Origin of the sequence: Streptomyces sp. NPDC057486, from assembly GCF_042802415.1 — a bacterium.
Classification (GTDB): Bacteria; Actinomycetota; Actinomycetes; order Streptomycetales; family Streptomycetaceae; genus Streptomyces; species Streptomyces yanii.
On sequence record NZ_JBHVEE010000018.1, the window covers coordinates 69,807 to 84,098 of the forward strand.

8 protein-coding genes and 1 pseudogene are annotated in these 14,292 nt (G+C 70.7%); all 9 read right to left on the bottom strand.

The annotated features are described in order from the left end of the window. Positions 1-8: 8 nt before the first annotated feature. Positions 9-1,967, bottom strand: a complete 1,959-nt coding sequence (locus tag ACFU6I_RS11800; protein WP_384364174.1) for an alginate lyase family protein — start codon at positions 1,965-1,967, stop codon at positions 9-11. Beyond that, positions 1,964-4,147 (bottom strand): bi-domain-containing oxidoreductase, encoded by a 2,184-nt coding sequence (locus ACFU6I_RS11805; RefSeq protein WP_384364176.1) that lies wholly within the window; start codon positions 4,145-4,147, stop codon positions 1,964-1,966. The genes ACFU6I_RS11800 and ACFU6I_RS11805 overlap by 4 nt, the downstream gene beginning before the upstream one ends. 25 nt (positions 4,148-4,172) lie before the next feature. Then, positions 4,173-6,101 (bottom strand): asparagine synthase (glutamine-hydrolyzing), encoded by a 1,929-nt coding sequence (gene asnB / locus ACFU6I_RS11810; RefSeq protein WP_384364178.1) that lies wholly within the window; start codon positions 6,099-6,101, stop codon positions 4,173-4,175. A gap of 3 nt (positions 6,102-6,104) precedes the next feature. After that, complete coding sequence (locus tag ACFU6I_RS11815; protein ID WP_384364180.1) at positions 6,105-7,625, bottom strand: Wzz/FepE/Etk N-terminal domain-containing protein; 1,521 nt, start codon at positions 7,623-7,625, stop codon at positions 6,105-6,107. Beyond that, positions 7,622-8,989, bottom strand: coding sequence for a Wzz/FepE/Etk N-terminal domain-containing protein (locus ACFU6I_RS11820; RefSeq protein WP_384364182.1), 1,368 nt, complete (start codon positions 8,987-8,989; stop codon positions 7,622-7,624). Before ACFU6I_RS11820 ends, ACFU6I_RS11815 begins: the two co-directional genes overlap by 4 nt. After that, a complete protein-coding gene (locus tag ACFU6I_RS11825) occupies positions 8,986-10,251 on the bottom strand; it encodes a glycosyltransferase family 4 protein (protein WP_384364184.1) in 1,266 nt (421 codons plus the stop codon). The genes ACFU6I_RS11820 and ACFU6I_RS11825 overlap by 4 nt, the downstream gene beginning before the upstream one ends. After that, on the bottom strand, positions 10,241-11,557 hold the full coding sequence (locus ACFU6I_RS11830; protein ID WP_384364186.1) for a nucleotide sugar dehydrogenase: 1,317 nt from the start codon (positions 11,555-11,557) through the stop codon (positions 10,241-10,243). The genes ACFU6I_RS11825 and ACFU6I_RS11830 overlap by 11 nt, the downstream gene beginning before the upstream one ends. Positions 11,558-11,630: 73 nt before the next feature. Next, positions 11,631-13,109 (bottom strand): sugar transferase, encoded by a 1,479-nt coding sequence (locus ACFU6I_RS11835; protein WP_384364210.1) that lies wholly within the window; start codon positions 13,107-13,109, stop codon positions 11,631-11,633. 304 nt (positions 13,110-13,413) lie between these two features. Next, positions 13,414-14,115 (bottom strand): annotated as a pseudogene (locus ACFU6I_RS11840) (IS256 family transposase); the annotation flags it as partial. Between the last annotated feature and the right edge of the window lie 177 nt (positions 14,116-14,292).

The window sequence follows — 14,292 nt, forward strand, 5'->3', positions numbered from 1 at the left end:
CTTCCTCCCTAGCCGTTGAACCTGAGTACGGTGGTGAAACCCTGCGTGCCGTCGGCGAAGCCGGAGCCGACCAGCGTGGTGGTGGGTTCCTTGCGCCCGAATCCGGCGGAGTACCAGCCCAGCGGCGGGTCGGTCTCGCCACGATGCGCCCGCCAGCGCAGCTGCGCGGGCAGGTCGAGCACCGCGGAGCGGTCCTCGCCGTCCCGGGTCCAGGTGAGCACTGCCCGGCTGCCCACCAGGTCCGCGGCGATCGCCGGGCCGAGATGGAACGCCAGCTGCACGTCCCGGCGTCGGCCGCGCACCTCGTCGACCACCCTCAGCTCCTGGCTCGTGGCCGTCAGCTCCACCCGGCGGCGGTGCACGGAGCCCTGGTAGCCGTCGTGCTCGGCGCACCAGCGGGCCGCCCCCTCGCCGGATGTGTCCGCGGCCAGGACGCGGCTGCGGGCATGCCGGGTCCACAGGAACGGGCCGCCGGAGACGGACTGGTCACCGCCGTCCAGCTGCAGGGTGTTGTGGCCGAGGGTCGAGCGGAAGTGCTGCCGCCACTCGGGTTGCCCGTGGTAGCAGAACGTCCCCGGGTCGGCGAGCACGTCGACCCCGTCGTGCCGGACCTCCACGGACAGCGCGTCCGCGTGGGCATGCGCGGCGATGGACAGGAAGCCGTGCGGACCACCGTCGCAGCGGCACCAGATCTCTTCCGGACCGCGCAGGATGGTCATGCCCGCATCGGCGAAGTGAGCCGGTCGGCTTGCCGGGCGGGTCACGGTCGGTGCGGTTCCCTTGTTCGAGTACGGCCGGATGAGCGCGGCCAGCAGCGGGGTGCGCACATCGGTGCCGGTCACTGCCGGCCACCAGGCGAGCCGGCCGAACACGGCGTCCCCGGTGGCCAGCAGCGAGGCCCAGCGGTCGGTGCCCGCGCCGTCCAGGACCAGACCGTGACCGTCGTCCGCGTCCCCCTGGCGCGGCGGCCGTAGCCGGCTGTCCACGATGGCCGCGAGCGCGTCGGTCATCCGCAGCAGCACCAGCCGGATGGACGCGGGGACCGGCACGCCTGCGGCATCCGCCTCGGCCACCGCGGCCAGGCCGAGTTCCAGCACGAGTCCGTGATATTCGGTGGCCAGCTCGCGGTTGAGGCCGGAGGCGAAGGTGTTGCTGCGCAGATGCCGCTCCAGCGACCGCAGCGCGCCGGCCCGCCAACGCGCCGAGGAGGGGAACCAGCCGAACGCGCAGGCCGCGGCGAACTGCCCGGCGGCCTCGGCGATGACGTGGTTGTTCGCCGAAGACCCCCGGCTGGGGAAGGCGGCCAGCCAGCGCTGGTGGTGCCAGATCTGATTCAGCGCCACCGGGTTGCCCTCGAACAGCGCGGCCACGCCCGGCCAGCCGTCGAGCAGCCGGCGGACCCACACCCAGGACAGCAGCCGGATGCCCAACTCGATGCCGCTGATCCAGTGCACGCCGCACAGCGGTGGGCTGGCCGCCCACCACGACCGCAGGTGCTCGGCCACTCGCTCGGCGTACCGCTCGTCCCCGGTGATCGCGTAGGCGGCGGCGAGCACGGTGAGGTACTGATGCCGGGACAGCTCCCAGATCTGCTTGATGTCCCCGACCGCGTCCTCGTTCCGGTACGGCACGTCGAAGGCGTAGCCCCACGGAGCCCGGCGCCCGGTCTTCGGGTCGCACCACCAGTCCGGGTCGGCCAGGTCGTCGCGGACCACCCCGAAATACTCGACGTACCCGTACATCAGCCGGTCCGCCTCGACGATGAGGCGCTTCGCGGCGTCCGGAGGCAGTGCGGCGATCGTCCCGGCGGGCAGTACCGCGGTGAACCGGGCGCCGGTCACGCTCGGGCAGTTCGGCCGCGCCGACCGCCACCGCCGCCTGCGCACGGCGTCGCCCACCCGGCCGCCGACCTCCCGCGGTCCCATCCGGGACAGCCGCCGCAGGTACCAGCCCGCGCTCATGGTCATCGCGCCCTCGCCAACGTCACCGGCGCACCGCCGGCCAGCCCGGCCGGCACAGCGAGGGTGGCCGCCGTGGTGGCGACCAACGACTCCAGCGGCACCGGCATCGGCCCGCCGGTCCGCACGGCCTTGATGAACGCGGCCAGTTCGGCGGACTGGCCCTTGTCCCGGGCCTTGGGCAGCCGCGAACTGACCCACCGCTTGCGGCCGTACACCGAGGCACGGACGAAGTCGTCGAGCCGCAGCACCTTGCCGTCCGCGACAAGGTCCAGCGTCTCCTTGGGGAAGCTGGACGCGCCGGTGGTGACGTAGCTGATGGTGGCAGTGGACCCGTCCGGGTAGCGCAGCACGACCTGCAGATCCTCGTTGCCGGACGTGGCGACCGCGTACACCGAGACCGGGTCGGCCGCGAGCAGCCAGCTCGCCGTGTCGATGAAGTGCCCGCCCTCGCCGGCGAACCGCGAGCCCTCGGTGCCTTGTTGGAGGTACCAGCTGCCGTGCTGCAGCCGGCCCGCGTTGACCAGGTAGCGGAGGCTCGCCGGACCGGTCCGGGCGCCGAACCGCTTCCTGGCCTCATCCAGCAACGGCGCGAACCGGCGGTTGAAGCCCACCTGCAGCCGGTCGTTGCCGGACTCCTCCACCGCTGCGAGCACGCCGGCCAGCTCGTCCTCAGTGAGGGCCAGGGGCTTCTCCACGAACACCGTCTTGCCGGCCAGCAGCGCCCTTCGGGTCAGTTCGGCGTGCGAGCTGTGCCGGGTGACCACGAACACCGCGTCGATGGACTTGTCTCCGAGCACGGCGTCGAGATCGGTGGTCGCCTCGGCGAAGCCGAACTTCCGCTGCGCGTTGGCCGCGGACAGCGCCGTCGTGGTGACGACTGTCGACAACTCGACACCGTCGCGCTGTGCCAGGTGCGGCAGCAGCATCGACGTCGCGTAGTTTCCCGCGCCGACGAACGCCAGCCGTACCGGCGTCTTGGCGGCCCGGGCCGGGGCGGACACTCCGCCGGTGCGTCTCTTCACCGCGGGCACTGCCACCGCCGGGACCACCGCTTCCCCCGCGTGTTCGGGGTACCGGAACAGCACAGCCACGGCCTTCAGGTCGCCGTCCTTCAGGCGCTGGTACGTGTCGACCGCGTCGCCGAAGTCGGCAATGCGGGAGACCAAGGGCTCCACGTCGACGCGGCCGCGGGCGACGAGATCGAGGAAGCACGCCAGGTTGCGACGCTCGGTCCAGCGCACGTAGCCGATCGGGTAGTCCCGCCCCTCGAGCTCGTACTCCGGGTCGTAGCGCCCGGGGCCGTAACTGCGGGAGAACCGGACGTCGAGCTCCTTCTCGTAGTACGCGTTCCACGGCAGGTCCAGCCGGCACTTGCCGATGTCGACGACCCGGCCGCGGTCCCGGCAGAGCCGGGCGGCCAGTTCGACAGGCTGGTTGCTGCCGCCGCCTGCGGCCAGATACACCTGGTCCACGCCGTGACTGCCGGTGAGCTCGGCGACGGCGGCTTCCACGGCCGCGGACGCGGGATCGCCGCAGGCCGCAGCGCCCAGGCGCTCGGCGAGCTCGCAGCGCACCGGGTCGGGGTCGACCCCGACGACGCGGACTCCCGAGGCGGCAAGGAGCTGCACCACCAGCTGCCCGATCAGCCCGAGGCCGATGACCAGCGCCACGTCGCCGAGCTGTGACTCGCCGCGGCGGACGCCCTGCAACGCGATCGACCCGACGGTGCCGAAGGCCGCGTGCCGCCGGGCGAGGCCGTCCGGCACCCGGGCGTAGAGGTTCTTCGGCACCCAGTTCAGCTCGGCATGCAACGCGTGCTCATTGCCGGCGCAGGCCACGAGGTCGCCGACCGCCACATCGTCGATCCCGGCGCCGACCTGCTCGACCACCCCGCACAGCGAGTAGCCCAGCGGCGTGTAGGAGTCCAGCTTGCCCATCACCTTGCGGTAGGTGGCGGGCACCCCGTTGGTGGCCACGCTCTGCATGACCTTGGCCACCTGGTCCGGACGGGAGCGGGCCTTGCCCAGCATCGACATGCCGGCCTCGGACACCTTCATGAGCTCGGTCCCGGTGGAGATCAGCGAGTAGGCGCTGCGGACCAGCACACCGCCCGGCTTGCACCCCGGCACCGGCACGTCGAGCACCGCCAGCTCGCCGCTCTTGTAGTTCTGCACAACCTGCTTCACCCGAGCTCCTCTTGTTTCTACGCCGTCAAGCTGCCTGGCTCTGGCCGGAGCCAGAGGTCGCGGTGCGATACCAGTACTCGAGGGTCAGCACATGCCACAGATGTTTGGAGAAGTCCCGCTGCCCGGCGGCGTCCTCGGCGACGAGGCGCGCCAGTGCGTCGCGGCGCAGGAACCCGGAACGGACGAGCACGCCGTCATTGACCACCTCGTGCACCAGCGGTGCCAGATCCCGGCTCATCCAGGCGCGCAGCGGGGCGCTGAACAGGCCCTTGGGCCGGTAGACGATCTCCCGGGGCAGGATCGAGGTGGCCGCCTCCTTGAGGACGGCCTTGCCCTGCCGTCCGACGATCTTGCGATCGCCGGGCACGGCGAACGCCGCCTTGACCACCTCGACGTCCACGTACGGCACTCGCACCTCGGTCGACGCGGCCATGCTCGACCGGTCGGTGTACGTGAGGTTCAGGCCCGGCAGGAACATCCGGGCGTCGCCCAGGCACATGCGGTTGACGAAGTCGTCGAGGTCGTTGTCCTCGTAGATGTCCGCATGCTCGGTCAGCACGTCCTCGACCGTCCCGGCCAAGTCCGGATTGACCAAGGCGAGCAGCTCGTCCTGGTCGTACATGGTGTAGCTGCGCCGGAACGCGGTCTCCTCCGGCAGATCGGCGAAGGAGAGGAACCGCTTCGCGAAGCGCACCGACCGGTACCCCCGGCGGGACGTGGCGACCGGCAGCCGATCCACGGCCCTGGACAGGCCGCGCCGCAGGGGTCGCGGGACGCACTGGTAGCGCAGCGCGAGCAGGTTGGCCAGGTGCTTGCGGTACCCGGCGAACAGCTCGTCGGCGCCCATCCCCGAGAGCATCACCTTGACCCCGGCCTCCCGGGCGGCCGAGCAGATCAGGAACGTGTTGATCGCGGCGGGGTCGCCGATCGGCTCGTCCAGGTGGTACGTCATCTGCGGCAGCAGGTCGAGCACATGCGGAGCGATCTCGATCTCATGCAGGTCGACGCCGAACCGCTCGGCCACCCGCCGGGCATAGCGCAGGTCGTCCGGCATCGCCTCGAACCTGGCGTCCTCGGCGCGGAACCCGATCGTGTAAGCGGAGATCCCGGGTCGGTCACGGGCCGCCAGCGCGGTCAGGTAGCTGGAGTCGAGGCCGCCGGAGAGGAAGGTCGCCACAGGTACGTCGGAGAGCAGGTGGCGCCGAGTCGACTCCTCGACGACGGCAGCGACATCCGGCCGCTCGCCGGCCCGGGCCCGCTCCCGGCCCTCGGCGGCGACGTCCCGGAGGTTCCAGAACCGGCCGCGCTCCACCCGGCCGTCGGGCCGGCACCGCAGCCAGCTCCCCGGCGGCACCTTCTCCGCTTCGCGGAACGCGCACCGTGAGTCCGGCACCCAGTAGTACAACAGCGAGGCCACCAGCGCCGCATGGTCCACCTCCAGCGACCCGCCGGTCGCGGCGGCGAGCGCCTTGAGCTCGGAGGCGAACACCAGGCCCGCACCGCGCCGCAGCAGGAACAGCGGCTTGATGCCGAGCTGGTCGCGGGCAAGCACCAGTTCACCGGTTCGCTCGTCGAAGATCCCGAACGCGAACATGCCGCGCAGCCGGGGCAGACAGTCCGTGCCCCAGCGCCGCCAGGCCTCCAGCACCACCTCGGTGTCGGAGGTACCGCGGAAGCGCACCCCGGCGGCTGCCAGTTCGGCACGCAGCTCGGGCGCGTTGTACAGCTCGCCGTTGTACGTCAGGGCGAGGCCGCCCGAGACCATCGGCTGGGCGCCGGTCCCGGACAGGTCGATGATGGCCAGCCGGCGGTGCCCGAGGTGCACTTCGCCGTCACCGAGGGGGTGGCTGTAGCGGCCCGCCCCGTCCGGACCGCGGTGGGCGAGGGTATCGGTGAGCCGGTCGGTCACGACCTTCCCGTCCGGCCACCGGTAAGTACCTGCGATGCCACACATGTCCTACCGCGCCTCCTGGTCGCTGTTCGGGACCCGTGCAGCCCACATCGGCAGCCGCTCCCTCCGCCGTCGGCCCGTCCCGCTCTGCGAGGCCTGCCGCTCGTTCCGGCCACGCAGCGCGGTCTGCAGCCCGTCCCACAACGTGCCGTCGGTCCGGTCACGCGGATCGGGGTCGATCAGCACCACACCGATCACCGGAATGCGCTGGTCCGCGAGCTGCCGCGCCACGGTGTGCAGCCATGCGGCGCTGCCGTGCCCGGCACGCACGACGAGCACGGTCTGGGTACCGAGGTACTGGAGGTCGGTCCACGCCGTGCCGGGCGAAACCGAGCCGACGCCGAGTCGACGCTCCTGATGCGACACGTCCGCGGCACGCTCGCCGCTGACCACGGTCGGGTCTCCTGGCTTCGGGCGGCGGCCTGCGAGCTGCGACCCGGGCAGACCATCGACGATGACCACTGGCCCCTTTGCCGCCAGCGCCCCGGCGAGGTTCAGGGCGATCACGCTCGTGCTGCGCGCACAGCCCAGTTCCAGCAGCGACAGCGGTTCCGCGGAGCCGCGTACGGTGCGGGCCAGCGTCGCGGTGAGCCGTTCGCGTGCCGCCCGGGTCCGTCGGCGCTGCCACAGCCTGGCCGGCCGGTGGGGCAGCTCCGCGATGATCGAGGCGCCGAGGTTCGCCGCGATCTCCCGGCGCAGCACGGGGCGGTCCGCCACTACAGCGCCGACCGCGGCCAGCGCGAGTCCGAGGACGAGTCCGAGCACGAGCCCCATCACGGCGTTGGTCACCGCGGCCCTGGGCAGGGAGTACCGCACCGCGCGCGGGGCGTCCACGATCTGCGTGCCGGCGATGAGCTGGGGCGTGCCGATGCGCGCCTCCTCGGCGCGCTGGCCGAAATCGGCGATCCGCGAAGTGAGCTCGGCCCGGCGGGCGAAGAGCGACTCGATGCTCGCCGACGCTTTCGGGTCGCTCCCCGGCGATCGGCCGCCGATCGCCTTGTTGACCCCGGCGAGCTCGTCCTGCATGCGATCACGCTGGTCGAGCAGGGCCTTGGCCTCGGCGTCCGCGGTCTCCCGCATCCGCTTCACATGGTCCGCGACGAACGCATCGGCCAGTGCCTTGGCCCGGGCCACCGCTTCCGCGTCGGTGTCACCTGTCACATCGATCTGCAGCAGGTTGTTGGTCAAGCCGGTACCCCGGTAGTCCCGCATGAAGTCTTCCGGTTTTTCCGGGGACTTGAGGGACCGCAGGGCCTGGTCGGCGATCCGCGTGGTCCCCAGCAGCGCGACGTCGGTGCGAATCAGCGTTCCGGTGTCGTTCGGCTGGTCCTCCTGATGCGCGACCAACACCTTGGTCACCGCGCTCGGCGGCGGCGGCAGCAGGACCGCCACCGCCGCGCCGATCAGCAGTCCAAGCAGCGCCAGGGAGCACCAGAGGCGGCGGCGCCTGCGCACCGCCACCACCAGCGCCTGCAGGTCGAGGAGCGGAGCGGCGGCCGACGACTCCGATGTCTTGCTCGTCGTCACACTGAACCTCCCGTCGCGTGGCCGCGAACCGCGAGCACCAGAGTGTCCTCATCCGGAGGACGGCCGGCAGTCCGCGTCGGACGGGCCCGGACCGTGTCGGCGACGACGATGCCGACGACCTCATGCCTGCCGTCCGCACACGCCCCGGCGATGCCGACGAGCTCCTCCGCGGTCCAGCTGCCCGCGCTGAGGACGACCAGGGCACCGGACTCGGTGTCGCGGTCCGGCACCACCGGCCGGTCCACCGAGACCTCCACCACCCGCAGCAGCGGATCGCTCTTGGCCTCGGCGACGAGCTGCCCCGCGGCCAGGCGGGCGATCTCGTCGCCGTCCGGTACGACAACCAGCAGCCGCCGGGGGGCCGGCAGTTGGTCCCGGAGGCGAGCGCACAGGCGCCGGTAGCGGATCCGCCTGTCGGCCTCGTCGCCGGACATCCGCGGGGTCGGTACGTCCCACCGCGTGTCGACGCCAAGGAGCGGGCGGACCCAGGCCCGCGAGCCACGGCCTTTTGGCCGGTGCGCGGGCCGTTCACCAGGTACGTCGACGGTGCCAAGGAGCGCCGAGCCCAGCGCCGCGGCGATCTCCGGTTCGGTGCGCAGCCGCCGATTCATCCGTGCGGCGGCGAGATGGCCGATGACTGCGAGCAGGAAGAACAGCAGCGCCCCGGCGACGATGAGCTGCATCCTCGTCGGCGGGGCCTCGCCCGTCGGCCGGGCCGCCGGCCCCATGACGACCATGCTGGCCTTGTTGGTGGCCGGGTCGGCCTCGTTCAGCTTCTTCATGGCGTCCTGCAGCGCGGTGCGCAGCTTCTCGAGCTCGGTGCGGGTCTGCACGCTCTCCACGGTCTGCCCCGGATCGGCCGTATCGGCCAGGTCGGTGATGCGGCGGTTGGTCTCCACCACCTGCTTCCGCAGCGCCTCGGGCCCCGTCGCCGCTCCGGGGTCGGTGCTCCCGCCTGCGATCCGCACGGCGAATCTGACGAATTCCTGGGCCACCTGGTCGGAGAGCCGCTGCGCGCGCTCCGGGGTGTCGGCCGTACCCGAGATCTTGACGATGTTCCCGTCGGCGGCCTCGGCGCTCACTCGATCCCGCAGCTCGCTGCTGCTGACGCCGGTCCAGCCGAGCCTGGCGGCCGCGCGGTCGACCACCGCCGAACTGGTCGCGATGTCCACCTGAGTCAGCAGCTCGCGCTCCTCCCACTGCCCCGGCAGCAGTACCGATACCGACGTCGTGTATCTCGGCGGGATCAGCAAGGAGGCGCCGTAGCCGACGAGCGCGCCCACGAGGGTGAGGATGGCGAGAAGCCGCCACCGCCGACGGAGAATCCGCCCGATCGTGACCAGGCGGATCGTGTCATCGCTCAACGGCGCGGCCTCTTCCCTGTGCGGACCGGGTCGCCCGCCGACACCGGAGTGCGGTCATGGCAGGCGGCGGCGTAGGCGGCGAGCAGCGACGCTTGCGAGTTCCGCCAGGAAAGCGGCCCGCTGATCCGCTCCTGACCGATCTTGCCCATCCGGGCCCGCTCCTCCGGATCGTCCAGGAGCAGCGCGATGAGCTTGGCGAATTCGGCCTCGTCGTTGGCGGGCGCGTAGACGGCGGCGTCACCGGCGGAGACGCGCGCCTCCCGGAGGTCGAACGAGACGATCGGTCGCCCCATCGCCATGTACTCCAGGACCTTGTTCATGGTCGACACGTCGTTGAGCGGATTGCGCGGGTCGGGGGAGAGGCACACGTCCGCAGTGGACAGGTAGCGCACCAGATCGGCGTCCGGAATGCGCCCGGTGAACTGCACCTGCTCGGAGAGCCCGAGCCGCCTGGACAGCTCCACCATCGCGTCGAAGGCGTCGCCGGAGCCGACGAACACCGCATGCCAGTCGGTCCGCCCGAGCTCGTCGCGCAGCTTCGCAAGAGCCCGCAAGGCGTAGTCGACGCCGTCCTGAGGGCCCATGACGCCGAGGTAGCACAGCAGATGAGGCTTGCCGCGCTTCAACTCCGGCTCGGGCGCCACCGGTTGGAACCGGTCGATCTGGGGCGCGCTGCGCACCACGAAGACGTCCTCCGGCCGCCGACCGCCACGGCGCATCGCGACGTCCCGGTAGCTCTCGTTCGTGGCGAGCACGACGTCCGCGGCCCGGTAGGTCCGCCGTTCCAGCGCGCACACGGCGCGGTAGAGCAGGTCTTCGCCGCGGTCGAACCGGGAGAGGTACAGCTCGGGCACCAGGTCGTGCTGGTCGAAAACGAACCGCACGCCGCGCCGCTTCAGCCACAGTGCCGGCAGGAACAGCAGGTCGGGCGGGTTGCAGGCGTGGACCACGTCGACCGGGCCGACCTTGCGGGCCAGCCGGACCGTGTGCCACAACGCCGATCCGTACTCCCGCAGGTAGCCGGCCGGTCCTCCGGTGGCCGCGCGCAACGGGTAGCGGTGGATCCGCACCCCGTCGATCTCCGCCTCCGGCTCCGTGTCCCGCTTCTCCCCCCGGGGACAGATGACGTGCACCTTCCAGCCCGCGTCGCGCAGCGTCGTGCACTCCTGCCACACCCGCCGGTCGAACGGCACCGACAGGTTCTCCACCAGGATCAGCGCGCGCCGGTCTGGCCGGTCGCCACTGGTCGTGTCACCAAGCAAGGCCCATGTACCCCGGTTCGGCCCGACGCGTCTCGGCATCGGGAAGGCGGATGAGGTCGACAATCACCGGGCCGTCGTCATGGGGCAGCGCCGCCAGCACGGCCGGATCCCTGGTCCCGACCAGGCACACCTCGGCGTGCTCGAGCACCTCGTCGACGGAGTTCGCGAGCAGCTGCGCGAGGTGCGGCAGCCGGGTCTCGATGTATTCGCGGTTCGCGCCGATCAGCCGGGAGAGGCTCACGTTGGCGTCGTAGATCCGCAGGTCGTAACCCTTGCCGAAGAGCCTCTCCGCCAGCTCGACGAGCGGGCTCTCGCGCAGGTCGTCGGTACCGGGTTTGAAAGACAGCCCGAACAGACCCACCCGGCGCTTGCCGGTGCGCTCGACCAGCTCCACCGCGCGCTGCAAGTGTGCGGAGTTGGAGGGCAGCACGTGGGAGAGGATGGGTACCGAGATGTCGGCCCGCTGCGCCGCGTGGACCAGGCTGCGCAGGTCCTTGGGCAGGCAGGAGCCACCGAAGGCGAAGCCGGGCCGCAGGTAGGCGGGGCTGACGTTCAGCTTGCGGTCGGCCAGGAACACGTCCATCACCTGGTGCGAGTCCACCCCGAACGCCTGGCACACCGCGCCCAGTTCGTTCGCGAAGCCGATCTTGAGGCCGTGGAACGCGTTGTCCGCGTACTTGATCGCCTCGGCCGTCGGGACCGGCACCCGGAACACCTCACCGGGCAACCCGTCGTACAGCGCCATCACCGCGTCGCCGCTTGCCGGGTCGAGCTCGCCGATGACGGTCTTGGGCGGGTCGAAGAAGTCCCGCACGCTCGTGCCCTCGCGCAGGAATTCCGGGTTGACCGCGACCCCCAGGTCCACCCCGGCCGTGCCGCCGGCGTACTTCTCCAGGATCGGTACCAGCAGGTTCAGGCAGGTGCCCGGGAGCATGGTGCTGCGGAACACGACAGTCTGCCGCCCACCCCGCTCGGCCAGCGCGGCGCCGATCTGCTCGGTGACCCGCTCCAGATACGTGGTGCACAGGCTGCCGTTGGGCTCCGACGGGGTGCCCACGCAGACCAGCGACACCTCACTGCCCATGATCGCCTCGCGGACGTCGCCGGTAGCGCGTAGCGCTCCGGTCCGCACGACCTCGGCGATGAGCTCGCCGATCCGCTCCTCGACCACCGGGGCCTTGCCGTCGTTGACCAGGTCGACCTTCACCTGGTTCACGTCGACCCCGATGACCTCGTGACCCATGCTGGCCAGGCACGCGGCCGACACGCAGCCCACGTAACCGAGCCCGAAAATGCTGACTCTCATGACGCGTCCCTCCCTCCAGGCAGGCCCTTGTGGCCTGCGGTCCGCGCGCCGGCCGGACGACGGCCCCAGCGCATCAGTAGGCCCCTTGCCCGTGGAGCACCGCACGCAGCGTCTTCCACAAGATCACTGTGTCCAGAGCGAGTGACCAGTCCTCCACGTACCGCAGGTCGAGGCGGACCGCCTCCTCCCACGGCAGGTCGCTGCGTCCGCTGATCTGCCACAGGCCGGTGAGCCCGGGCTTGACCAGCAGCCGCCGCCGGATGTCCGGGCCGTACGCAGCGGACTCCTCCGGTACCGGAGGCCGCGGGCCGACGAGCGACATCGATCCGGTGAGCACGTTGAAAAGCTGCGGGAGCTCGTCGATCGAGTAGCGGCGCAGCACGGATCCCACCCGGGTCACCCGCGGATCCCGGCGGAGCTTGAACAGCAGGCCTGCGCCCTCGTTGCGGTCGGCGAGCTCGGCACGTGCCTCGTGAGCCCCGGCGACCATGGTGCGGAACTTGAGAATGGTGAACTCGCGGCCGTCCTTGCCGACCCTGCGCTGGCGGTAGAACGCCCCGCCCCGACTGTCCACCAGCACGAGCAGCCCGACGAGCACCATCAGCGGCGCGAACAGCATCAGCAGGATCGCCGCGCCCATCCGATCGACGACCCCTTTGATCGCCCGGCGGCCCCCGGTGAAGGTCGGCATGCTGACCCGCAGCAGCGGGATCCCGAGCACCGCGTCGACGTGCAGCCGCGGGCCGGCCACCTCCATCAGCACGGGGGCCACGACCATCTCGGCATCGCTGCCTTCGAGGTTCCAAGCCAGCCGCTGCAGCCGGTCCGGTGACCAGTGCGGGTCCGGGGTGACCGCGACGACACGGTAGCCGTCGCGGCGAACGTGGTCGGCTACGTCCGCCAGTCGGCCGACGACCGGCACTCCGTCCAATTGGTCACTGTCGAGCCCGAGACCGTCCGTCGTGCACACCGCATCCACCCGCCAGCCGAGGTGCGGGAACTTGCGGGTACGGGTGATCAGGTCGTGCACGGTGGCCGGGCTCCCGGCAGCGAGCACCGGTCTCAGACACCGCCCTTCCTTCCGCTGTTTGTGCAGCCAGAGGCGGAGCAGATACCGCGCGGTCATGGTGATGAGCGCGATCGCGGGGATCGCGACGAAGATCCAGAGCTTGATGTTGCGCGAGGCGAGAGCGATCCCGCCGAGCGCCAGTACGACGGTCGCCGCCAACAGTGACCGTCCGAGCCGGCGGAATTCCTCGGCGCCCTGGCCGAGCACGGCCGGAGCCCACGACCGGCTCACCGCAAGCGCTCCCAGCACCAGCAGCTCGGTGCCGAATGCGAGAATTCCCCACTTCTCGTGCCAGTTGGCCGCGTCCCGGACCCCGAAGAAGTTGCCGATCGCCGCCACCACCAAGGCGGTGGCCACGGTATCGCCGGTGATCACGGTACGGCGGTACCGCTGCTCCCAGTCGTTCGCGGGCGGGCTGATCGCCCTGTTCGCCAGACGCCCGCGCGTTGACGGAAAAGGGTCGACCAATCCCCCCTGCCGCACAGAACCCCGCACCCACGGCCCCCTCTCGGGCTCCAAGAATTGTTCCCCCACACGTCTGGCGCCGGACACGCAGCTGCTGGCTGCCCATAGCGCCGGACCTATAAATCATCAGTTGTCGCCTGATGTCCAGCATGTGAAGAAACGTCAATCTAGACCATCGAGGCCCGTCTGACCCGGGTTCCGCAGTTACAGGTCGGGTCCAGTGCTAGAAAATTTGAGCTGATCTGCGGAAACGCCAATAGGCACGCCGGGCGCGGCGTGTCACGGGTCTGTCAAACGAGCGGTGTCACTGGGGTTGTTGGAGCTACTGACAGGCTGCGGAGACGCGCCCGTCGAAGATGATCTCGAAGGCGTTGAGCGCGGTCTTCCAGCGCATGGTCCAGCGGGCCTGGCCCTTGCCGGTGGGGTCGAGGGACATGATCGCCATGTAGACGCACTTCAAGGCGACTTGATCGTTCGGGAAGTGTCCGCGTGCCTTGACCGCCCGGCGGATACTGGCGTTCACGGACTCGATCGCGTTCGTGGTGCAGACGCTGCGGCGGATCTCGGCGTCGAAGCGGAGGAACGGGGTGAACTCCTCCCAGGCGTTTTCCCAAAGCCGGACGACCGCCGGGTACTTCTTGCCCCAGGCGTCGGCGAACCGCTCCATTGCGGCTTCCTCGGTCGCTGCCGTGTACACGGGCTTGAGGACACGCGCGATCTTGTCCCGGTCCTGGCGGGCGGCATAGCGGAAGGAGTTCCGCAGCAGGCGGACCACGCAGGTCTGGACGGTCGTTCACGGCCAGACGGTCTCGACCGCGTCAGGAAGCCCCTTGAGTCCGTCGCATACGAGCATGAGGACGTCGCTCACGCCGCGGTTCTAGATCTCGGTGAGGATGCGCATCCAGCGCTTGGCGCCCTCGCCGCCGTCGCCGGCCCACAGCCCCGCGATGTCCCGCCGGCCCTCGACAGTGACCCCCAGGACCACGTGAATTGGCCTGTTGGCCACCGCCCCGTCACGGATCTTGGTTCTGTCGACGATCTTGTGATGTGGACGCTTCGGCGGGGCGCGTCAGTCGTTCGCGATCATGCATCGCGTGCTCTCGTGATGTGCTCCTGGAGCTGTTCCCGTACCTGTCCGCATTGTTGATCGAGGAAGTCGAGAGGCAGTCGGACAAGGTCATGCTCAGGACGCGGGTGCGGG